A 22,309-nucleotide genomic window follows, 5' to 3' on the forward strand; every position below is an offset into this window, starting at 1 on the left:
AAAAAAAAGACGGTGCGCGAAACGCGCACCGTCGGTGAAGAATGAGGGAGCGGGCCGACTTACTTGCCGAAGCCGGGAATCATTCCCTTCATCATGCCGCCCATGTCGAACTTCTGGTAGTCCGCGGGGGGAACGAAGAGCTTGTCGTCCAGTTTCTGTTTCTCGATCGCCGTGACTTCCATGCGGGTGGTTTCCTTGTCGGACTTGTCCTTGCCGACAACGCGCAGCGGAAAGAGATCCTTGCCGGCGAGCAGGCGTTCCCACGACGGGGATTGGGCGCCGCGGCGTCCGCCGCCCATCGGGCTGTTGCTCTGGCTCATGCCCATGTAGGCGCCGAGTCCCTCGGCGAGCCAGATCTCGGTCTTGGTCTTCGCCTTCGTGTCGGTCGAGATGTACTTGGTGGCGGTGTAGCCGAGAATCTTTTCCGTCTCGCTGGTCTTCTCGAGGGTCGAGTCGTCGGTCTGCTTCTTTGCCGCTTCGACGGCCGCGTCCGGCACGGCCATGGTCATGTACATCTTCTCCTCGTCCATGAGCATCATCATTTCCTTCTTCCCGCCGTCGACGATCATCGCGCCGCCGCCTTTCTTGCCGCCCTGCATCTCCATGCGCATCTTGTCGCCCTTCATGCTATAGCTCATCTCGCTCGGCTTGCCTTTGCCTTCGGAGATTTTGAAGGTGATCTTGCCCTCGAAGGAAGCGGCGGTGAGCACCGCGGGAACCAGCAACACGCCGGCAATGAGGAGACGGAGGAATGGTTTCATGTGAGTAAGTGAGGCCGGAGAAAAACAGGGTCGTTCAAGCAGCGCAAGCGCGCGACGGATACGTCTTCCGGCCCACCGTGGTTTCATCGCTTGCCAGGGCGAGGGCGAGGCGGTGGATTCACGCCATGGCTATCTTCGGCTCCATCGCCACGGTTCGTGACCAGGCACCCGCGACGCGCGGTTTCGCCACGGCTCTGGCCTACGTTGACGACCTGCTGCGCCCCGGTTCCGCCGCGAATGTGCGGCTGCACGGGATGGCGGCGGGCGCGGTCGAACGCCATGAACTGGGCGGCGGCGTGTTCGTGATGGAGCAGGTGTATCAAACGAAGCCGCGGGCTGCGGTCTTCTTCGAGTCGCATCGAAAGTACATCGACCTGCAGCTGGTCGTTGCCGGCGAGGAAGTCATGGAAGTCATCGATCGTTCCCGCAGCGCCGAAAAGCAGCCGTATGCGGCCGAGCGCGATCTCATCGTGTATCATGACGTTGCCGGGGCCTCGATCGTGCGGGTAAGCGCGGGTCACGCGACGGTGTTCTTTCCGGTCGATGTGCACATGCCGTCGCTCCAGCTTCCCGCGGGGCCGGGGCTCGTGCGCAAAGCCGTGGTCAAGATTCCGGTGGAGTGAACCGGCGCCCTGCCGGCTGCATATGAACTACCGCCACCATTACCACGCGGGGAATTTCGCCGACGTGGTGAAACACGCGCTTCTTTGCCGCTTGCTGCGCGCGTTGCAGAAAAAGGAGAAGGGGTTTCTCTATCTCGACACCCACGCCGGCCGGGGGCGCTACGATCTCGAGGTGGCGGCAAGGGGAGACACCCACGCCCGCGAACCCGAGTGGCCCGCTGGCATCGGCCGATTGTGGCAGCTGCCGCCGGGAGACCTGCCGGCGCTGGTGGCGGATTACGTTCAGCTCGTGCGCGAGCATGATCGCTTCGAGGGCAACGCGACGCCCGAACCCCGCTTCTATCCCGGGTCGCCGTGGTTCGCGCGTCAACTCGCGCGGCCGGTGGACCGACTCGCGTTGGTCGAGCGACAGCCGGCGGAGTGCGCGGGGCTGCGCACTGAATTTGGTTCCGGTCCGCGAACCTCCGTGCAGGAGAGCGACGGCTACACTGCCATCCGGGCGATGCTGCCGCCGCCGGAACGCCGGGCGCTGGTGCTGATTGATCCGCCGTTCGAGGCGCAGGATGAATTTGCGCAGATCGCGGACGGATTGAGCGCGGGACTGCGGCGGTTTCCCGAAGGGGTGTACGCGGTGTGGTATCCGCTGACGCTCCGCGCGCGAGTCGACGCGTTTCTCGATGCCGTCCGCACGATGTGTGATCGGCCGGCGCTCGCGATCGAACTGGCCATCGCCGGGCCGGCGTCCGATTTGAAGATGAAAGGCTGCGGACTGCTCGTGCTGAATCCCCCGTGGCAATTCGACACCGAGGTGCGCGCGGCGCTGGAGTTTCTGGCGCGCGTGCTGGCGCAGTCGCCCGGCGGCGGCGCCCGCATCGAATGGATAGTGCGCGAACGGCCGCGGGCTCAGGCGCAATCAGGCGGTTGAGCATCCAAATCTGGAAGCTGCGGGCGATAATCAACCAGCGGCTCGTGATTCACCGTTTGGTTTTGCGCTCAACTCTCATCGCTCAGCCGAACTCATGCCGTTGAAGGTTGAAAGGTGAAAGTTGAAAGAACCGGAAGCAGACCCAACCACCGTCGATTGGGTTCGAATTCAGTCACGCACCACTTGGTGGAAACCTGCCCGCACTCTAGGACCATTGGCTGCTGCTGGTGATTGGGGGCTTTCAACCTTCAACCTTCACCTTTCAACTGCATGGTTCCGGCTCAGCTCTCGCCTGAATGAGTTTGCTCAGGCCTGAGGCAGGTTGCGCTGCAGGGCGTCGACGAGCAGTTCCAGGCGCACCGGCTTGGTCAGGAAGTCGTCCATGCCTGCCTCGAGACATCTGTCCCGCACGCTGCGTCCCGCATTCGCGGTCAGCGCGATGATGCGCACGGGGCGTGCGCCGGACATTTTTTTCCGCAGCCGCCGGGTTGTCTCCAGACCGTCGATACCGGGTAGCTGGCAGTCCATCAGGATGACATCGAACGTCTCCGCCGTCGCCAGGCGGATGGCGTCCTCGCCGTCGTGCGCGAACTTCGGCGTCACGTGCATCTTCTTCAGGAAAAGTTCGATCACCTGACGGTTGATGGAGTCGTCTTCGACCACCAGCACCCGGCCGCGCAGGGTGGGCGCCACGAAACGCGAAGCTTCGAACGGCGGGGCGGACGCGATGCTGTCGGGAATCCGGCAGGGCAGGATGAGCCGGAATGTGGTGCCCTGGTTGAGCGTGCTCTGCACCTGCAGCAGGCCGCCCATCGCCCGCGCGAGCCGGACGGAAATGGCGAGACCGAGTCCGGTGCCGCCGTAACGTCGGCTCATCGATGTGTCCGACTGGCTGAACGGTTTGAACAGGCGATCCAGCGAGTGGGAATCGATGCCGATGCCGGTGTCGGTGACGGTGAAATGCAGCACCGCGCTGGTCTCCGTGCGCTCGGCGGAGGCGAGGGTCAGGTTGACGTGCCCCTGCTCGGTGAACTTCACCGCGTTGCTGACCAGGGCGGTGAGGATCTGGCGGAGGCGATCGGCGTCCCCGGTGATGATGCCGGGAATGTTCTCACCGATCTCGACATTCAGGGCGAGGCCCTTGTCGCGTGCGCGCGAGTGCAGCAGATCGGCCACGGATCGCACGACGCTGGCCGGCTGGAACGGCGCGGCTTGAAGTTCCAGGCGGCCGGCTTCGATCTTCGAGAACTCGAGCACGTCGTTGAGCAACACCAGCAGCGTCTCGGCGGAATCGGCGGCGGTTTTCAGGTAGTCGCGCTGTTCCGCCGACAACGGCGTGTCGCGCACGATCCGCAGCATGCCGAGCACGCCGTTCATGGGCGTGCGAATCTCGTGACTGATGGTGGCGACGAAATCGGCCTTGGCGCGATCAGCCACCGCGGCCTGCTCGCGCGACTGCTGCAACTCCGCCTCGCGCGCCTGGCGCTGGGCGTTCTGCCGCGCGAGTTCCGCGACCAGTGACTCCCGTTCCAGCTGCGTGGTCATCGCATTCACGAGCACCTCGTGGTTGCGCGTGATGACGCCCGCCATGTAGACCGCATAGACTGCGGCGCAGAGTCCGACGGTCAGCCCGGTCAGATCGCCGCGGGAGAAGAACCGCCAGGCGAGGGGAATCAGGATCGCCAGCAGGTAAGCCACGCTGCTGTTCGGCATCGGCAGGAGCAGCCGGGCCGCGCCGGCCGTGAGCCCCGCCAGCAGCAACACGTGCACGAGGCCGAGCGGACTGGTGTGCTCCAAGGTGGGAAACAGCCACACCGACGCGCCCCAGCCGGCGGCGGTGAGCGTTGTTAAAACACTGCAGCGCGCACTCCACCGCGGAATATCGTCGCGCTTAGGCCGGGCACGACGAAACGAAAAAGCGAGCCACAGCCGGGCGACGGCCAGCACGAGCATGACGCCCAGCCACGCCCACACCGTCGGTGCCGGCATCTCGATCCCCGCGGCAATCGCAAACGCAACGGCCGCTGCCGCCGAAGCCAGCGTGGCACTGGTGAGATCGCGATAGGCGAGTCGGACGAGTTCGTGGCGCGCCTGCAAATCGAGCGCGGGAACGCGGACCCCTGAAACGGATTTCGCCGGAAGGGAAACCGACTCGGAAACTGACGGCGCGGAAACAGACATCGGACGAAGTGTCCCAGTTGAAGCACCGCAGCGGACGATGGCGAGCGTCCGGTGTGGCGGAAACACCCCGTATCCGATTCGGGATCACGGGATCACGCCGGGGTCGGAATCACGCGCAGGGAGCGCGCTCGGGTGAACTGCCAAGCGGAACGCGTCAGCGCTGGCCGAATCCGGCCCCGGGAAAGTCGTCGGTCCCGATCGTCGCATCAAACGGCTGCGGATGCAGTTTCAACGGCGGTGCTTTGAACACCGGCCGGTTCCACAACACATCTTCCCGCGTCGCGATGCGCACCATGGCGGGCGGTTCGGCAACGGGTTTGGGATGAAATTCGGGGAGGGGAAACATCATGGCGGTCAGTCTTGATTCGAGAGACCGGGGGACCGGCGGATTGTGCCGGGTGAATCGGCGAAATGTGCGGGGATTCGCGTTACAATCGCTCGCGGAGGCGCGGCCGGAAGGTGACAGAGAAAGGCAGTTCGCTGCTGAATTGATTCGGTGTCGGCAGCGCCGGGGCACGGAACAGCGGTTTGTGGGCGGGGGTTTCCGGGGTCGGGGTTGAGTGATGGAATTCACTCGCGCGTGGTGACGGCGCGGATTGGAGACGAAGGAGATGAAAGGGCAGGTTCATCGGGTGGCGCGGGGCGTGAGTTTTATCGGCCCGAAACTCAAACCGCTTGAATGTGAAATTGCGCCCTTGCCCAGAAAGCGCGCGCCTCTCAACTTCCCAGCGCTCGCTCAACCCCTCGTCACGGCGCTTCCAGATTTACCCCTTGTTGACATTCCCAGCGCACCCGTCGCTGCCCGGAACTCCTTTCCCCTCCGATTCACACCCTGTTGATCCCTACCTATGAGTAACGTTTACGACAACACCGCCATTGCCCCCAACGCCAAACGGCTGCTGGCGGCGGGCTTCATGGCCATCTTCGCCGCCGGCATGGGCTTTGGCATCCGCGGTGGCATTTTCGACAACTGGGCGAGTGAATTCGGATTCACCGCCACGCAGATCGGGGCCATCGGTGGTGCCGGTTTCACCGGCTTCTGTTTTGGCATTATCCTCGGCGGACTGGTGTGCGATAAAATCGGCTACGGCAAACTTGTCGTCGCCGCCTTTGCGCTCCACGTGATTTCGGCCGTCGTGACGTTTGGCGCGAGCACGCCGCAGAACGCCTATCAGATGCTGACGATTGGCATGTTCATCTTCGCGTTCGCCAACGGCACGCTCGAGGCGGTCGCGAATCCGCTCGTAGCGACGCTCTTCCCCAACAACCGCACGCACTACCTGAACATCCTGCACGCCAGCTGGCCGGCGGGTATCGTGGCCGGGGCCGCCGTCGGTTGGGTGTTGGATGACAAGATGCAGGTCAGCTGGAAGATCCAGCTCGCCCTCTATCTGCTGCCGACGGTCGTTTACGGTTTGATGTTCATGGGCCAGAAGATGCCGAAGTCGGAAGCGTCCGAAAAGGGCGCCAGCCTCGGCGAGATGTTCAAGGACGTGGGTCTTCTCGGTGCCGCCGTCGCGTGTTACCTTTTGAGCATGTTTGTCTCCGGCCCGCTTGCCGCCCTTTTCGGTCTCGCGAGCTTCCCGGCCGCGGTCGGTTATGGCGTCGCCGGTGTGCTGCTCATCGCGGTCGGCCTGATGACCCGTTTCTCTCTTGGGTCGGTGCTGCTCTTCGTCCTGTTCGTCACGCATGCCTTGGTCGGTGCGGTCGAACTCGGAACCGACGGCTGGATCGCGAACATCACGGGCAATCTCTTCACGTCCGAGCAGGGTAAATGGCTCCTGATCTGGACCTCCGCCGTCATGTTCAGCCTGCGTTTCTGCGCACACTTCATCGAAACCAAACTCGGCCTCTCGCCGGTCGCGCTTCTGTCCGTGTGCGCGATTCTCGCCTGCATCGGCCTCCAGCTCACGAGTGGCGTGCAGACGGTCGCGATGGCGTTTGTGGCGCTTACCATCTACGCGATCGGCAAGACGTTCTTCTGGCCGACGATGCTGGCGGTGGTCTCCGACCGCTTTCCCCGCACGGGTGCGGTGGCCATTTCCGTCATGGGTGGCATCGGCATGTTGTCCGCCGGCTTGATCGGCGGCCCCGGCCTCGGCTACGGCAAGGACCGTTTCGCCGCCGAATCCCTGCAGCAGACCAACGCCGCGGCCTATGCCGAGGCGAAGGCCGCCGCCCCCTCGAAGTTCCTCTTCTTCTCCGAGGTCAACGCCATCGATGGCAAGAAACTCTCCGATGCGAAGGACGCCCTGAAGGCCAGCAAGGCCACTCCGGCGCAGAAGGACATCGTCGCAGCCGACCAGGCCGGCGATCGCAAGACGCTTAAGGCCGACTCCTTCATCCCGGCGGCCATGGCGCTGATCTACCTCGCCATTCTGCTCTACTTCAAATCCATCGGCGGCTACCGCGCGGTGCATTTGGAAGGCACCAGCGCGGCGGCGGTCAAACACTAGTCCGCCTCCGTCCGTTTTCTGACCACAAAAAGGCCGCGTCCCATGAGGACGCGGCCTTTGTATTTTGAGAGAGTCAGACCGGCGGCGGCGGAGCGATGGCGGCCAGGGCACCTGAGTGCCTCGCCGTCGCACGCGTTCCGACGCCGCCAGTCAAAGTGTCCCGGCTTACGCCGCGGCGCGGCCCAGCGCGATGGCGGTGTCCCGCTTGGGCAGCGTCACGGTGAGCACGCCGTTCGAGATCTCCGCCTCCATTGCGCTGAAGTCGAAACCGGTGCCCAGCCTGAGCCGGAGCCGGTAGTCGCGCTGGGCACTTTCGAGGTGGAGGGACGTGAAATTGACGCGGACGAAGTGGGCCTTCTTGGCGGTGACCGTAAGGTCGGCGCCACTGCCTTCGACTTCGATGCCCGCAGCGTCGACCCCGGGAACGTAGACGACCAGCTTCATGGCGTCGGCGTGCTCCTGGCAGTCGTAGGCCGGCTGGCGAAACGCGTCCGGGGACGGCTTCAACAAGGCCTTCGAGCGACGTGCGGTCGGGAGGGTGCGGACGATGGTGTGCATGGGAGGAAAACGAAAACGGAAACGTTCCTCGGTGGTTCGGTGACCGCCGGGCTAGCAGAGGGCTAAACGTTTCCGTATGAACGGAGGTTTAGTTCTGGTTGCCCGCGCCGGTTTTTTTATTCCAAACGGAAAAAATCACCGGTCGCATCGCGGCACAACGCTGCTGACCCTGCTGGTGGCAGGATACGGCGGCGTGGACGTGATGTTGAGAGGACCGGATCATTTTTCTTTGCGGTTACGAAGAGCTCACGTTGCAGCCTTCATGCCAAGCATGTTCTTTTTTGTGCTGGTCAAGATTGCGTGACGCTGCACTGCCTCCGAGGCTCACGGCATGCCCGCCTTGAACGATTCCGCGACGACCCTGGCCGAACTGAAGACGCGCGTCCTTGCCTTCGTCAAGGAGCGGGACTGGGAGCAGTTTCACTCGCCGAAGAACCTGAGCATGGCGCTCGCCGCGGAGTCCGGCGAACTCATGGAGCACTTTCTCTGGGCCTCGCCCGAACAATCCAGCGCGATCGCCCGCGATCCGGCCAAGCGCGCGAAGATCGCCGACGAACTCGCCGATGTCGTCATCTACGCGCTCGAGTTCGCCAACATGACCGGCATCGATGTCGCCGCCGCCATCGAAGCCAAGATGGCCGCCAACGCGAAAAAGTACCCGGTGGAAAAAGCCCGCGGCCGTTCGGACAAGTACACGGAACTGTGAGAATGGCGGACTGGGGATTGCGGAGTGCGGATGGGTGAGACCGATTTGAACCGCGCTTGGCGATGCGATCGCTCGATCGTAACGTGGCTACGAGCGCCAGCGAGTGGCCGAATCGCCCCACTCGCTGGCGCTCGTAGCCACGACCAAGCCCGCTCCGCAATTCGCAATCCGCATTCCGCAGTTCAGCATCACGCTTTCGGTCGAAACGCCTTCATCACCGCCTCGTTCACTTCCAGCCGCGGCCCGCCGATCAGATCGATGCAGTAGGGGATCGCCGGAAACACGGCCTCGAGATTTTCACGAATCGCCTTCGGGCGGCCCGGCAGATTCACGATCAAGGTCTTTCCCCGCAGGCCGGCCGTCTGCCGCGACAGGATGGCGGTCGGCACGTACTTCAACGACGTCGCCCGCATGAGTTCGCAGAAGCCCGGCATCATCTTTTCGCACACCGCCACCGTGGCCTCGGGCGTGACATCGCGCGGCGCTGGCCCGGTGCCGCCGGTGGTCACGACGAGACAGCATCCGGCTTCGTCCGCCATCCGCCGCAGTTCTGCTTCGATCACGGCCTGCTCATCCGGGATCACGCGGTAGTCGACGTCGAACGGGCTCGCGATCCACTCGCGCAGAAGCGCGACGCAGGCCTTGCCGGGCGTGTCCTCATAAACGCCGGCGCTCGCCCGATCGGAAATATTCAAAACGCCAATCTTCGCGGTCATGCGGAGGCAATTAAGCAGGAAGCCAGGAAACCAGGAAGACCCTTCTTCTCATGGCTTCCTGGTTTCCTGCTCAAACTGTTTGAGAATGCTCTGTGCCGTACGGCCCTGAGCCCGCAATGTCCGCAGTGCGAGCGCGTCGTGCCGCTTCGCCAGGCGCTCGCCTTTGTCGTCCAGCACCAGCGGGGCGTGAAAGTAGCGCGGGGCCAGCCGGCCGAGCGCCTTGAACAGCAGCAGCTGTCGGAACGTGCTCTTGATCAGATCAGCGCCGCGCACGACTTCGGTGATGCCGAACTCAATTTCGTCCACGACGGTCGCGAGCTGGTAACTGGGCGTGTCGTCCTTCCGCCACACGATGAAGTCGCCGAAATCGCGGCCGGCCGTCGCGCGCTGCGGTCCGCCGCGCGCATCCTCGAACGCCACCTCCACGTCGTCGGGTACGCGGAAGCGCCAGTTCACTTCGATCCGGTCGCCCAGCGGCGGCAACGGCGCGGCGGCATTCGGCCGGAACTCCCGCGGATACAGCGGCTCGTCGTCCGCCCCGCCTTCATGCGGTGCACCGGCCGCCTCGATCACATCGCGCCGCGATCGCGTGCACGGAAAAATCCGGCCCGCCGCATGCAGGCGCTCGAGCGCCCGCCGATAGCGATCGATGCGATCACTCTGCGACACCATCGCGCGGTCCCACGTGAGCCCGAGCCACAGCAAGTCCTCCTGCATTGCCGCCACAAACGCCGGCTGACACCGCGCCTGGTCGAGATCATCATTGCGCAGCAGCAGCGACCCGCGCGCCGCGCGCGCCCGCGTCGACGCGATCCAGAACGTGCGCGCGTGTCCCAGGTGCAGCAGCCCCGTGGGCGACGGCGCGAGCCGGCCGCGGTAGGGAGGCGCGGGCCGCTCAACCGCGGGCGTGGAAAGTGGCGGGGAAGGAGTCAAACGCTGCGACGGGATTGGATTTGATGTCTCCACTCTCAACGCTCAGCTCTGAACTCTCAACTCTTCCTCCATGACCAAACTGCTTTGCGTCTACTGCGCCTCCAGCGATCGACTTGATCCCAAGTACTACGCCGCGGCCGCCGAGCTCGGGCGCGAACTGGTAACGCGGGGCTGGGGCCTGGTCTACGGCGGCGGCAAGACCGGGATGATGGGTGCCGTCGCGCGCGCCGTGAAACAGAGCGGCGGGCGCGTCGTGGGCGTCATTCCCGAATTCATGAAGGCCCGCGAACTCGCCTACGACGAAGCGGACGAGTTGGTGACGGTGATCACGATGCGCGAACGCAAGCTGCTCATGGAAACGCGCGCCGATGCCTTCGTCGCTCTGCCCGGCGGCTGGGGCACCCTCGAGGAAATCGTCGAGATCCTCACGCTGCGTCAACTGGACGTCGTGCGGAAGCCGTGCGTGTTTCTCAATCAGGACGGATTCTACGATCCGCTGCTGCAGCTGTTCGATCGCATGCTCGCCGAAAAATTCTTCAAGCCGTCGAACATGGATCTCTTCCGTGTGGCGCCGACCGTGGCGAAGGTGTTCGACGAGATCGCGGCGGCGTCCGGCGCTAAGGCCGACTCGAAGTGGTTTGATACGCGTTGAACCGATGCACCGCGATCCCGTCTTGAAACTCCTCCAGGCGCACGGTCTCCGCGCGGAGCCAGGCCACGAGGCGGAGATGACGGTCGCGACGCTCGCGTTCGTCACCGCGCAGCCCGACTGCCTGCTGCGGACCTGCGTGCCGGGCCACCTCACCGGGTCCGCCTGGATTGTCAGTCCCGACCGCGCCCAGGTGTTGCTCACGCATCATCGGAAGTTGGACAAATGGCTGCAGCTGGGTGGACACGCCGACGGTGATCCCGATCTGCTCGCCGTCGCCTGGCGCGAAGCCCGCGAGGAAAGCGGTCTCGCCGACGTGCGCGTGACCGCCCGCGAGATTTTCGATCTGGATCGCCACTGGATCCCGGAACGCAAGCACGAGCCCGGACACTTTCACTACGATCTACGCTTCGTCTTCGAAGCGGATCCGCGCGAGCCGCTCGCGATCACGCATGAATCCAAGGATCTCGCGTGGGTCACGCTCGATCGCGTGACCGCGCTCAATCCCGAGGAGTCGATGGCGCGGATGGTGCGGAAGACCCCGGCAGCCTGAGCCGGATCATCCAGAAGGACTCCCGCGAATTACGCGAATGACCGCGAATTTCAGGCTGATGCTTGAACGGCAGCCAGCCAAACCACCGCGCACCGTTTGGTGTGCGGTCTCATCCAGCCTCTTTCATTCGGATGGATTCGCGTGATTCGCGGGCAACTGCATTGTTCCGCCTGAGTCGCCACGGGCTCCCGGCTTACTTCCAGAGCCGCACGAGGTCGTCGTTGCGAATCCAGCCCGTCTGGCCGTTTTCAAACGTCAGCCGTGTCCAGCTGAGGAACGCCCGATCGGCGAGCGCCAGGGTGCCGGCGGCGAGCGGCGACGTCTTTTGCGCGGCGTCGGCTTCCGTGGGAATGGAGCGCAGCGTGGACGGGCGCGCGACGATCACGGCGTCGGCGTGCGCGGCGAGACCGTAGCTTTGCACCCCGGCCGCCGCCGAACCGCCGAGCAGCACGCCCGCCGCGATCAGCGCGAGCGCGGTCCAGCGCCGGCCGCGCGCCTTGCGGCCGTAGGTGTTGGCTAGCAGCCAGCCGAGGGCGGCGGCCGTAACCCAGCTCGCGAGGATTAACCCCAGCTGCCAGTCCGCGGGCGACGCGAAGCGGCCGAGCGTTTGCCATGGGCCGGGGGTGATGAAACGGGTCAGTATCGCCGGCGCGGCGCCCGCCTTCTCGGCCGCGAGTGCGAAGTGCCAGCGTACCGACGGATCACCGGGGTGCTGCACAAAGGCCGCCGTGGCGTGCGCGGCAGCCTCGGTGGCGCGTTCCTGCTGTGCCAGCGCGAGGGAAAGATTGTGGCGCGCGATCCAGTTCGTCGGTTGCTGGCCAAGCGCGGCCCGCCAGCCCTTTTCCGCGTTCGCGAAATCCGCCTTGCGGTACGCGGCCAGCGCATCGAGTTCGGCCGCGGTGACGACGGTCGCCGTCGCGACCAAGAGCACCGCGATCAGCGCGGCGAAGGGCATGAGGTTTTGCGGCAGGAAGAGCCGGAGCGGCTGGAAGCCCGGGACGCGTTTCGCCGCCAGTGCGGCCTGGGCGCGTGTCACCCAATCAGGCGGGAGTGCGCCCTGCGCGCTGTACAAGGCGCGGTCGGCTTCCGTCCACAGTCGGGCCCACGCCGCATCGGTCAGGGCGGTCGCGCGGGGCGCCGCGTCCGGCAGTTGCCAGAGCACCGCGGCATCGCGCTGCCACGCCAGGAGGCGCGCGGTGGTGCCCGGCCCGGAAGACGGTTGCGACTGAAGTTCGGCGATCACGCGGGCCAGACGATCGCGCGCCTCGCGCCGTGGCCGCACCGGATCGGTGTGCTGCGCGCGGCGCACCGCGAGCCAGCCCCAGAACAGGAGGAGCAGCGCAAACGGAGCAGCCAGGAGAGTGATCAACGTGCTCGCGACGAGCGGCGCGCGCGCGACGGCCGCACCTGGCAACGGATCGCGCGGAATCGGCGCGGGCGGCGTCGGTGCGGACGGAGGGCGTCCCGCCGCGCCCGCCTTGCTCACGTCGCCGTCGGGCTTTTCACCCGTGGTCGCCGGCGGTGCGCTCACATTGAACTGCGGCGCGATCGGCGCGCTGATCGTGACGGCGGTGCGCGGCGCGGTGATCGTTTTGTAGCTGCCGCTCTTTGGATCGAAGTACGTGAAGTTGACCGGGCCGAGCGCGTACGTGCCGGCCTTGGTGGGAACGAGCACGACGTCCTCGGCGAGCGTGACGTCGAAGAGTTTGCCCTCGGCCGGCGTGCGCTTCGCCTTCGGCTGCACCACCTGAAAGTCGCTCGAGACATCACGCGCCGGCAGGCCCGGGAGATCGGGCCAGTTGCCGGTGCCGCTCAACTCCAGCGTCCACGTGACGGGTTCGCCGACCGCGGCTTTTTCCGGCACGACCTTGGAGACCAGTTTGAACTGACCGACGGCCCCGCTGAAACCGAGCGGCGCGGCGGGCAGGGGACGAATCTCGAGGACGGGCTGATCGGACGTGACCGATACCTGTTCCATTCGCGGCTGGGAGATGATGCCGAAACCGATCGTTCCCGTTTGAATGCTGAGGAGGTGATTCGCGGCCTCGAGCTTGAGCCGGTTGGGCGTCTTGCCGACGGCGCGCGTGCGGAAGAGCACGTTGACACGGCGGTCGCCGTTCACGACCGCTTCCGTGACCTCGGGTTTGGACCAGTCCTCGGCCACCAGCGGCGCCGCGGTCCAGTCGAACGTCGGCGAGATTTGGGGGTTCGTGCGACGCGCCGCGGACAGTTCGTAGTTGAGGGTGAAGACCTCGCCGGCCCAGACACTCGCGCGCTCGGGCGTGAGTTTGGCACCGGCCACGGATTCGAGCGGCGGCGCGGGTGCAGCGGTGTTGAACGCGGCCACGCGCAGGCTGCCCTTGTCCGTCTTGACCGAGAATGCGGGGATCGCTACCGGCCCCGTCTGGCGTCCACGAAGCTGATACGTCAGGATGACGGACCGCGTGACCTGGAAGTTGACGATGTTGGTGTTCGTGCTCTCGGCGATGCGGGTAAACGTCACGCCGGCGACCACCGGCAGTTGCGGCTCGCCGTCGGGTGCGCAGTTCTCGAATACGAGCTGCACCGAGTTCGCCATGCCGGAATCGGACGGCTCCCAGCGCACGGATTGCGCCTGCGCCGCGACCGCGAACAAGAGCGGAATCAGGCTGGCGAGAAACGGGCGCTCCCGGGCTACGGCGCTGACGAAGCGAGTGAGCATGAACAAAAATGAACGAGCGTGACGCATGGCGTTACCAATCTTTTCCGGTCTTCTTCACGGGCTTCTTGTCGCCTTCCATGAGTTGAAAGAGCTGGGCGGGGGAATCTTGGTTGCGGAGCTGATCGAGCTTCTGCATCGGCAGCGCGAGCGAAGGATCGAGCGGTTCCTTCTCCGGTTCCTTCTCCGGTGCGCCGCCGACTTTCTGGGTGCTTTGGGGCGGTGGTGGCGGCGGCGGCTCGTCCTTCTTGTTCATGTCACCGAACGCCGACTCGCCGGGCGGTTTCTGTTCCGGCGGTTTCGAATCCTGTTTCTGGTTGGGATCCTGTTTCTGAGAAGAGTCCTTCTGATCGTCCTTGGACGACTGCGGATTGCCTGACTTATCCTGCTTCTGCTGATCGGACTTCTGGTCCTGCTGCTTTTTGTCCTGATCCTGCTGCTGGTCGTTCTGCTCGGATTTGTCCTGGTTTTGCTGATCCTTCTTATCCTCGTCCGGTTTCTTCAGCAACCCTTCCAACTCCTCGCGCAGCTTCGGCCAGTCGGTCGCTTTCGGATCGAGCTTGGCGCCGAGATCGACCGCCTGCAGCGCATCGCGCACCGGGCCCTCCGGCACCGGCTGCTGCTCGGACTGAAGCTTCGAACCCCACGTCGCGGTCTCGCGGCCCAACTCCGACCAATCCCGGCCCGTGCGCGTATCCGCGCTGGCCAGACGACCGACGATTTTGGTCAGCGGCGAAGGCTCGGGTGGCGTGGACGCCGCCGCCGCGGCCGCCGGAGATCCGGCGGAGGCGGCCGCAAAACCGGAAACCGGAAACCGGAGACCGGAAACTAAAAGCAGCAGTACCAGACTCGCGGCGACTTTGCTCGTCTCCAGTTTCCGGTCCCCGGTCTCCGGTTTCCGGTTTCCCGCCGGCGCCAGCCTGACGTCGCGCGGCCTTGGCCGCACGGGGAACTCATAACAGAAACTCACGAACAGGCACCAGAGCCCCAGCGCCAGCGGCCACTGGAAACGCTCGACGAGGCGTACGGTGTTCTTCTCGACAAAATCGCCCTTCCGGCCGGCTTCGATCGTTTCCTTCACCAAGGCGGCGAGATCGACCCACGTGCTGGCGTCGCGGTACGTTCCGGACGTCGCCTGCGCCAGCTGCTGCAAGGTGCCGCTTTCCAATTTCGACAACACGACGGCGCCGCGTTCGTCCTTCACGAACTGGCCGCTGCCGTCGGGAATCATGCCGCCGCCGGCCGTGCCGACGCCCAGCCCGATCACGCGGATGTTTTTCTTTTTCAGCTCGTCGATCTTTCCCTTCCACTCCTCGTCCGTGGCCTCGCCGTCGCTGAGGATAATTAGGAAGCGGTCAGCCGCGCTGCTGGCGCCGAAGGCCTGGAGCGCCGTGTCGAGCAATGCACCGTAGTTGGATCCGCCCTCGGGCAGAAACTCCGGGCCGAGCGCGGGCAGGAACTCGCGCAGGATTTCGTAGTCGGCGCTGAGCGGACTTTGGAGAAACGAGGTGCCGGCGAACACCACCAGGCCGACGCGTTCCCCCGCCATTTTCTCGAGCAGGGATTGGATGAGGAGTTTGCCGCGTTCGAGCCGCGACGGCTTCACGTCGGGCGTGAGCATCGAGCGCGAAAGATCGATCGCCAGGATGATCTCGCGCGATTGATCGAACACCGGCTCCTCCAGCCGGCCCCATTGCGGCCGCGCGAGCGCGACCACGGCGAGCACCAGTCCGGCGCACAGCCAGAAGCGCGGCCGCGAATTCGGCGTCGTGGCCGAGGCGGTGAAATCGGAAAGCTTCAGCGAACGCGCCCCGGCCTCGGCGCGCAGGATCTTCGGGCGGGCCGACGCCGCCGTGCGACGACGGTGACTGAGTTCCCACGCGAGGAGTGCGACGGGCAGCACAAGCAGCCAAAAGAGCTGGGGCCAGGCAAAGGTCATGCGAAGAGATTCCAGTTTCCGATCGTCCGGACGCACCGCGAATCGCGGTCGCGACGGATTTCAACGCGGCCCGATGGTTGCAGGTGTGGCGAGGGTGTGGTCATGGGCGTCGGTTGGCTTGGGTTACGCGAGGACCGGCTTCAGTTCGCGGCGCCACAGTGGTCGCGCGAACAGCGCGGCGAGGGCCAGCGCCAAGAGTCCCGGGGCCGCGAGCCACCAGAACAGCTCCGTTGTGATCAAGTAGCTCTTTGCCTGAAACTCGATCTTCTGGGCACGATCGATCGCCTTGAACGCGCTCTCGATCGTATCCGTGTCGGCGACACGGAAGAATTTACCGCCCGTCATCGTCGCGATTTCGCGCAGCGCGGGCTCGTCGACATCCGACAGCATCCGGCGATAGCCCATCTTGCGGTTGTTGTCGTCGTAGATCGGCACGGGCACATAACCCTCCTTGCCGGCGCCGATCGTGTACACCGGCACGCCGCGCGACTTCGCCAACTCGGCCGCCTGCTGCGGTTGCAGCGCGCCGCGGTTGTTGGCGCCGTCGGTCAGCAGCACGACGAACGCGCCGAGGCGTTTGCCGCCGCTGTCGCGTTTCGCCTGCTCGAGCCGGGTGAGGGCGACGCCCAGACCGTCGCCAATCGCCGTGCCGTCCTCGATCATGCCGATGCGCACGCGTCCGAGCTGCCGTGCGAGCCAGTCATGATCAAAGGTCAGCGGCGCCATCGTGTAGGCGCGGCCGGAAAACAGCACGATGCCGATGCGGTCGGTCGGCCGCCGCTCGATGAATGCTTGGATGACGGGCTTGATCGCCTGCAGCCGGTTGATGCGCTCGCCCTTGAGTTCAAAATCCTCCGCGCGCATCGAGGTCGAGAGATCGATCGCCAGCATGATGTCGTAGCCCTCGGAGCGCACCTCGCGCTTGTCCTCCACGCGCTGGGGCCGCGCGAGCGCGACGATCAGCGCGGTCAGGCCGAGGAACGCGAGCGCGACCGGCCAGCGCGACGGCGCCGCCAGCGACGGCCGGTGCCACGCGGCGGCGAACGGTACCAGCAAAACGGGTACGCTGCGCCGGCCGCGGATCCACGCGATCAGTGGCAACGCGAGCAGCGCGAGCAGCCAGATGGGATCCTTGAATGCGAGGTGCGACATCGTCGTGGCCTAGCGGCGCGCCCCCGTCCGCATGCGCGCGTGGAAGAAACGCACCAGCGCATCGAGGCGGTTCTGTTCGGTGCCGACCACGAGCCGGCTCATCGGATCAGGAAACAAGGTCGTCCACGCGGACTCGCGCTCGGCGCGCCAGGCGGCGTGTGCGGCGCGCTCGGCGGCGCTGCCATCCAGCGTGACCAGCCGGCCCGCCGTGGGATCGAAAGCCGCGAAGGATTCGCCGGCCGGCAGCGCGCGCTCCCACGGATCATCCACGCGAAAGCCCATCGTCTGATACCGGCGCTGCAACACCGCCCAGCCCTCGGGCTGCGCCGCCTCGCGGCCACCGCGGGTCACCGGCGGAAAGTCGCCCAGCCAGATCATCACGCTGTGCTTCGGCGCCGCGCGCGCGAGGAAGCGCCACGGAATCGTCGGCGGGTTGGCGGTGGGAGCCGGCGCGGGTTGCGCCAGCAGCGTGGCGGCCGAATGCATGATCTGGCCGCGGCCGCGCATCGGTTCGCGGAAGAGATTTCCGTCCGGCCCTGCGTGGACGAAGCCGACGCGATCGCGGTTCACCGCGCCGAGCAGCATGACCAGCCCGGCGAGTTCCAGCAGCGCCTCGCGTTTCGATTGGGCGCCCGAACCGAAGTGCAGCGACGGCGAATCCTCGAACACCAGCAGCAGCGTGACCTCGCGCTCCTCGACGAATTTCTTGCGGTAAGGTTCGCCGAGTCGCGCGGTGACATTCCAGTCGATGTCGCGCACGTCGTCACCGAACTCGTATTTCACGACTTGATCGAACTCCATGCCGCGCCCGCGAAACGCCGAGCGATATTCGCCGCTGAGGACGTTTTCCACGGCGTGCCGCACGCGCCACTCCAATTGGCGCAACAGGGCCAGCGGCGACTGCGCCGGCGCGCCCGCGGCGGCGTCGGTGCTCAAAGCGGAAAGTTGGGACGTGAGGGCCAAAGCGAAGGGGAATTTGCCCGCGAATCACGCGAAGGGACGCGAATCAGGAGGGCAAGTCGGGTTCATACGAGGGACGCGGACGCAAGGGATCAGGCCGTCGGTACCGGCGTGCGCTCGACCACCTGTGCGACGATCCGGTCGGGCGTGATTTCCTCCGCCTCGGCTTCGTAGGTGAGACCGATGCGGTGACGCAGCACGTCCGGCGCGAGTTCCTGCACGAGCGAGGGCGACAGATAATCCTGACCGCGCAGCCAGGCGAGGGCGCGGCCGGCCTGATACAGCGCCAGCGAGGCGCGCGGCGAGGCGCCGAAGTTCAGGTAACGTTTCGCGTTCGTGCCGCGCTCGGCCAGCGCGCGCGTGCCGCGGACGAGGGCGAGAATGTAGCCCTGCACCGCCGGCGACAGGTGGATGGCATCGACCTGGCTTCGCAGGGAAAGCAGTTCCTCGCCACTCGAGGCCGCGACGAGCGACGGCTGCTTCGTGACCTGGCCCCAGCGCTGCATCATGGCCGACTCTTCCTCGGCGGTCGGATAGTCGACGATCAGCTTGAAGAGAAAACGATCGGTCTGCGCCTCGGGCAGCGGGTAGGTGCCTTCCTGCTCGACGGGGTTTTGCGTCGCCATCACGAAAAATGGCTTCGGCAGCGGATGCGTTTGTCCGCCAATCGTCACCTGCCGCTCCTGCATGCCTTCGAGCAGCGCACTCTGCACCTTGGCGGGTGCGCGGTTGATTTCGTCGGCCAGCACCAGATTGGCGAAGATCGGTCCGCGGTGGGCCGAGAACTCGCCGGTCTTCGGTTGGAAGATCATCGTGCCCACGACGTCGCTTGGCAGCAGGTCGGGCGTGAACTGGATGCGCTCGAACTGCACGCCGAGGGCCGTGCCCAATGATTTCACGAGCAGCGTCTTCGCGAGGCCGGGCATGCCCTCGAGCAGGACGTGGCCGTTGGCCAGCAGGGCCACGAGCAGGCGTTCAACGACGGCGTCCTGGCCGATGACGGCCTTGCCGATTTCGTCACGAAGTTTCTGGGACCAAGCGGGACCGGTCATAAAGGTTGGGCGGAAAGTGGCGGTTCGACTCGAAGGATGGGAAGAAGTTTCTCTTAGCCGGACTCATGCAGTTGAAAGTTGAAAGGTGAAAGTTGAAAGAACCGGAAGCAGACCTAACCACCGTCGATTGGACTCGGATTCAGTCAGGCACCAATCGGTGGAAACCTGCCCGCTCTCTAGCACCGTTGGCTGCTGCTGGTGATTGGGCGCTTTCAACCTTCAACTTTCACCTTTCAACTGAATTGTTCCGTATGGCTGGAGGCGGGCAGACGGTTAAACCCCGAAACACACCCGACACCCGAAGCTCGCTGACCCGACCGCCCTGATAAATCCCTGACTAAGCGCCGCGGCCGAAGGGTTTCGTGTAGTCCGTGTTTTTCGTGGTTTAACCGTCTGAAATCTCCAACGTGGCAGGAAAAGAGGCACCGATGGCTTTACCAACCCAAATCGACGAAAGGCTGGCGGCCGTGGGCGCGCGGGCGGACGAAGTGGATGAACGCTTTGTGCGGGGCTCGGGCCCGGGCGGGCAGAAGATCAACAAGACGAGCTCGACGGTCTGGCTGCGCCATCGCCCCACCGGCGTCGAGGTGCGCTGCCAGCGGGAACGTTCCCAAACCGCCAATCGCGAGCTGGCGTGGCGGGAGTTGTGTGCGAAACTCGAAGACCGAAGGCGGGCCGCCGTCGCCGCCGCGCGCGAAAAGCATGAAAAACAGCGCCGTCGCACGCGGCCGAAAACCCGCGGGCAGAAAATCCGCATGATCGAATCGAAGGTTCACCGTTCGAAAACGAAGTCGCACCGGGGACGCGTGTCGCACGAGTGAGGCTTTGGTTAGTGGGCGCAGACCGGATCAAAGTGTGAATCCTAAGAGGATCGACGGATCAATTGTCCGACCGGGCCGGGTGCGGGGGTGGGTGCATTCGCATTTCACGATTTGGCCCTGTGGCATTGCACTTACGCGCCGACAACGTGAAGCGCCCGCCATTTAGCATTGGCTGGGAGCAGGTTGAACATTGTTTCGGAGTTGGGCCGCACACTCTCTGTATTAAGAAGTCTTCATCGGCTATTCATCGGGGCTTCACGAAGTGCTGATAGAGTCAGGGACTCAGCAAGTGGCAACGAGACCTGTGCTCGCTGCTATTCACTTCCGTTCCGTCAATCCTATCGAATACGTTATGTTTAGCCTTAAAACCTGCCGGTTTGCATTCATGTTGCTTGTGGCGTCACTTGCGACTTCGGCGCATTCCGCTGCCGCGACCTTATATTCCCCGTCTGCCAATCCTCTTGTCCCTGTGCCCGCCCCGGTGCTCAGTTCGACCACAGGAATCCTGGGGGAAGTCCAGGGAATGATCACTTCAGTCGGCGCGCGCTATGTCACGATTGACCATATTGTCGTCACTCATGATGGCGACACGGCCACAACGTTTAACGGCGGACTTGTCACGCTGGCGGTGGGCGAAGTTGTTAACTATACTTATACGGTCGACGTCGATGGTGTGATTCTGGCGACGACGATGCAGGTTTATCCGGCCCAGCCCGTAAGCGGTACTGAGCGGGTCTCGGCCCTCGCCGTCACCAATGCCACCGGCGCTGTCGCCCTCACGCTCTACAATGGAGGTACCGTGGAGTACTTCCAGCCTTACGCGTTCATCACTGGCATTGGTACGCATACGAGCTTTGGCGCACAACTCGTCAACTTCGTCGGCTTCGTCAATCCCGCCACGGGGCACATCCTCGCAACCAGTGGGTATATGAGTTCTGTCCCGGCGGTCTTCAAGGCCGCGCTGCCTGCGGCGACCGTGGGTCAGGCCTATAATCAGTATGCCATCGATCTTGGGACCTTCGGAATGGGGGATGTATTCTCCGTCTCGGCTGCGGGCCTTCCGCCGGGAATGTCGAATAACATGGGAGTTGTCTCCGGCGTGCCGACCGCACCGGGCTCGTACGTCATCGCTTTTGATGCGATGGGTGGTCAGCATACGGTGTCCCCTTACACCTCGATCGGAAGTGGCAACGTCACCCTCATTGTAAATCCCGCTGCAGGTGGTCCCGTCCTGCCTGATCCGGTCACGCCGCTGGGCTTTGTTGCCACGGTTGCAAATGGTCAAGTAGGTGCGGCGTACACGCTCACGAATCTTGTGTCCAGCGGCGTTGCACCGAGTGCAGTGACCGCCACGGGCGTGCCGGCGGGATTGACGGTATCCGCCGCTGGAATTCTCTCGGGAACTCCAACTGCGGCGGGAACCTATAGCATGACGCTTTCGGGTACAGATGCCGTCGGGACCGCGGGCACTGGATCCATTTTCATCACTATCGATCCGGCGCCCGTTGTAACGACATCAGGAGCCGGAATCATTGGTTCGGTCGGTCGGGACTTCATTGTAATAAATGGCGGATTGAACGCGGCGGATCATGTCTTTTATACACCCACCGCAGCGACGACGACGTTTCATGGCGGTACCACCGGGTTTGTCACCGGCGAGTATGTTACGTTCACCGGAACGGTCGACGGCATCGGGGCCGTTCATGCGACGATCATGTCCGTCTACCCGAAGGTTTCGTTCGTGATGACGCTCCCGAGTGCGCAGGCGATGGTTGCCTATGCAGCCACGAATCTGGTGAGCACCGGCACCGCTCCTGTTTTCGTCGGCGCATCGGGTGTTCCAAGTGGAATGAACCTATCGGCCGACGGTGTTCTTTCCGGTACGCCGACGAGCGCTGGAACCTTCAGCATCACCGTGGTGGGCACCGACGGGATCGGTAACTCGGGGGTCGGGGTAGTGACCTTGGTGGTCGCTCCGGCTCCTGTGGTGGTAATCCCAGTCACGTTCGCGGCGATGCTGTCGAACGGACGGGTGGGCGCCGCCTACCCGCTGACGAATCTAGTGCTCACCGGCGTCACACCTATGTCGGTGGCTGCAACCGGAGCGCCTGGTGGAATGACCGTTTCGCCAACCGGAATTCTCTCCGGAACGCCCACCCAGGCGGGAACCTATCTCATTGCACTTTCGGCGAGGGATGCTGCTGGCACATTGGGTACGGGCACCGCGACGCTGGTGATTGCGCCCACGGCGGTTGATCCAGCTTCCTACACCAGCACCGGCGTCAAGGCCGAAGGCAAGGGCGTCCTTGCCTCGTACAACGCGACCTCAAAGACCCTGACGCTCAATCGGGGCCCAATGCTGCGGCTGACCGTCGCGACAAAAGTTACGCTCAATGACCGGGCGACGCTTTCGTCCATTGGTATGGCGGTTCAGTACAAAGGCGTGAAGAACACCGATGGTTCTGTGACCCTTACGTCGATTGAGGTGAACTGAGTCCTGCTCTATAGACAAATGGAAGTGGCCGACTTGATCGGCCATTTCCCTGTCGAGCCGGATACGGGAGCGGTGCGTCACGCCCAGATGCATCGCTCTGCTGCATCCGCGCTACGCCGTGGCAATGGCGGC

At 64.4% G+C, this 22,309-nt stretch carries 20 protein-coding genes; 9 read left to right on the forward strand and 11 right to left on the reverse strand.

Annotated features, from left to right (window positions below):
- Positions 1–59: 59 nt before the first annotated feature.
- Positions 60–761, reverse strand: a complete 702-nt coding sequence (locus ACLJEU_RS04475) for a DUF4412 domain-containing protein (protein WP_414660766.1) — start codon at positions 759–761, stop codon at positions 60–62.
- A 125-nt stretch (positions 762–886) separates the two neighbouring features.
- Here ACLJEU_RS04475 and ACLJEU_RS04480 point away from each other — a divergent pair, with 125 nt between their 5' ends.
- Both ACLJEU_RS04480 and ACLJEU_RS04485 read left to right on the forward strand, forming a co-directional pair.
- Positions 887–1,384, forward strand: a complete 498-nt coding sequence (locus ACLJEU_RS04480; protein ID WP_414660765.1) for a YhcH/YjgK/YiaL family protein — start codon at positions 887–889, stop codon at positions 1,382–1,384.
- Between the two features lie 22 nt (positions 1,385–1,406).
- Positions 1,407–2,309 (forward strand): 23S rRNA (adenine(2030)-N(6))-methyltransferase RlmJ, encoded by a 903-nt coding sequence (locus ACLJEU_RS04485; protein ID WP_414660764.1) that lies wholly within the window; start codon positions 1,407–1,409, stop codon positions 2,307–2,309.
- 306 nt (positions 2,310–2,615) lie between these two features.
- On the opposite strand, the gene ACLJEU_RS04490 is transcribed toward ACLJEU_RS04485, so the two are convergent.
- A complete protein-coding gene (locus tag ACLJEU_RS04490; RefSeq protein ID WP_414660763.1) occupies positions 2,616–4,490 on the reverse strand; it encodes an ATP-binding protein in 1,875 nt (624 codons plus the stop codon).
- Positions 4,491–4,644: 154 nt separating this feature from the next.
- Complete coding sequence (locus tag ACLJEU_RS04495; RefSeq protein WP_414660762.1) at positions 4,645–4,839, reverse strand: hypothetical protein; 195 nt, start codon at positions 4,837–4,839, stop codon at positions 4,645–4,647.
- A 499-nt stretch (positions 4,840–5,338) separates the two neighbouring features.
- Between ACLJEU_RS04495 and ACLJEU_RS04500 the strand changes: the two genes are divergently transcribed.
- A complete protein-coding gene (locus tag ACLJEU_RS04500) occupies positions 5,339–6,946 on the forward strand; it encodes an MFS transporter (protein ID WP_414660761.1) in 1,608 nt (535 codons plus the stop codon).
- A 165-nt stretch (positions 6,947–7,111) separates the two neighbouring features.
- On the opposite strand, the gene ACLJEU_RS04505 is transcribed toward ACLJEU_RS04500, so the two are convergent.
- The gene (locus tag ACLJEU_RS04505) at positions 7,112–7,504 is read right to left on the reverse strand and encodes an Hsp20/alpha crystallin family protein (RefSeq protein WP_414660760.1); all 393 of its coding nucleotides are present in this window, start codon (positions 7,502–7,504) and stop codon (positions 7,112–7,114) included.
- Positions 7,505–7,580: 76 nt separating this feature from the next.
- Here ACLJEU_RS04505 and ACLJEU_RS04510 point away from each other — a divergent pair, with 76 nt between their 5' ends.
- A complete protein-coding gene (locus tag ACLJEU_RS04510; RefSeq protein WP_414660759.1) occupies positions 7,581–7,808 on the forward strand; it encodes a hypothetical protein in 228 nt (75 codons plus the stop codon).
- A gap of 27 nt (positions 7,809–7,835) precedes the next feature.
- A complete protein-coding gene (locus ACLJEU_RS04515) occupies positions 7,836–8,210 on the forward strand; it encodes a nucleotide pyrophosphohydrolase (protein WP_414660758.1) in 375 nt (124 codons plus the stop codon).
- A 188-nt stretch (positions 8,211–8,398) separates the two neighbouring features.
- Here the strand turns inward: ACLJEU_RS04515 and mog are convergent, their stop codons facing one another.
- Positions 8,399–8,926, reverse strand: a complete 528-nt coding sequence (gene mog, locus ACLJEU_RS04520) for a molybdopterin adenylyltransferase (RefSeq protein WP_414660757.1) — start codon at positions 8,924–8,926, stop codon at positions 8,399–8,401.
- A 48-nt stretch (positions 8,927–8,974) separates the two neighbouring features.
- The gene (gene gluQRS / locus ACLJEU_RS04525) at positions 8,975–9,859 is read right to left on the reverse strand and encodes a tRNA glutamyl-Q(34) synthetase GluQRS (protein ID WP_414660756.1); all 885 of its coding nucleotides are present in this window, start codon (positions 9,857–9,859) and stop codon (positions 8,975–8,977) included.
- A gap of 70 nt (positions 9,860–9,929) precedes the next feature.
- Here gluQRS and ACLJEU_RS04530 point away from each other — a divergent pair, with 70 nt between their 5' ends.
- Together ACLJEU_RS04530 and ACLJEU_RS04535 are read left to right on the forward strand one after the other, a co-directional pair.
- Entirely contained in the window at positions 9,930–10,511 is a 582-nt protein-coding gene (locus ACLJEU_RS04530; RefSeq protein WP_414660755.1) for an LOG family protein, read from the forward strand.
- 22 nt (positions 10,512–10,533) lie between these two features.
- On the forward strand, positions 10,534–11,061 hold the full coding sequence (locus tag ACLJEU_RS04535; protein ID WP_414660754.1) for an NUDIX hydrolase: 528 nt from the start codon (positions 10,534–10,536) through the stop codon (positions 11,059–11,061).
- Between the two features lie 193 nt (positions 11,062–11,254).
- On the opposite strand, the gene ACLJEU_RS04540 is transcribed toward ACLJEU_RS04535, so the two are convergent.
- From ACLJEU_RS04540 to ACLJEU_RS04560, 5 genes are all read right to left on the reverse strand, one after another.
- Positions 11,255–13,762, reverse strand: coding sequence for a BatD family protein (locus ACLJEU_RS04540; RefSeq protein WP_414660753.1), 2,508 nt, complete (start codon positions 13,760–13,762; stop codon positions 11,255–11,257).
- 31 nt (positions 13,763–13,793) lie between these two features.
- Complete coding sequence (locus tag ACLJEU_RS04545) at positions 13,794–15,698, reverse strand: VWA domain-containing protein (RefSeq protein ID WP_414660752.1); 1,905 nt, start codon at positions 15,696–15,698, stop codon at positions 13,794–13,796.
- 123 nt (positions 15,699–15,821) lie between these two features.
- Complete coding sequence (locus ACLJEU_RS04550; RefSeq protein ID WP_414660751.1) at positions 15,822–16,850, reverse strand: VWA domain-containing protein; 1,029 nt, start codon at positions 16,848–16,850, stop codon at positions 15,822–15,824.
- 9 nt (positions 16,851–16,859) lie between these two features.
- Complete coding sequence (locus ACLJEU_RS04555) at positions 16,860–17,786, reverse strand: DUF58 domain-containing protein (RefSeq protein WP_414660750.1); 927 nt, start codon at positions 17,784–17,786, stop codon at positions 16,860–16,862.
- A 116-nt stretch (positions 17,787–17,902) separates the two neighbouring features.
- Positions 17,903–18,862, reverse strand: a complete 960-nt coding sequence (locus tag ACLJEU_RS04560; protein WP_414660749.1) for an AAA family ATPase — start codon at positions 18,860–18,862, stop codon at positions 17,903–17,905.
- Positions 18,863–19,290: 428 nt separating this feature from the next.
- On the opposite strand from ACLJEU_RS04560, the gene ACLJEU_RS04565 reads away from it, so the two are divergent.
- Both ACLJEU_RS04565 and ACLJEU_RS04570 read left to right on the forward strand, forming a co-directional pair.
- Positions 19,291–19,683 (forward strand): peptide chain release factor family protein, encoded by a 393-nt coding sequence (locus ACLJEU_RS04565; RefSeq protein ID WP_414660748.1) that lies wholly within the window; start codon positions 19,291–19,293, stop codon positions 19,681–19,683.
- 469 nt (positions 19,684–20,152) lie between these two features.
- A complete protein-coding gene (locus tag ACLJEU_RS04570) occupies positions 20,153–22,177 on the forward strand; it encodes a putative Ig domain-containing protein (RefSeq protein ID WP_457795341.1) in 2,025 nt (674 codons plus the stop codon).
- Positions 22,178–22,309 lie beyond the last annotated feature (132 nt).

Source organism: Terrisphaera buseokensis, assembly GCF_047521145.2.
Taxonomy (GTDB): Bacteria; Verrucomicrobiota; Verrucomicrobiia; order Opitutales; family Opitutaceae; genus ER46.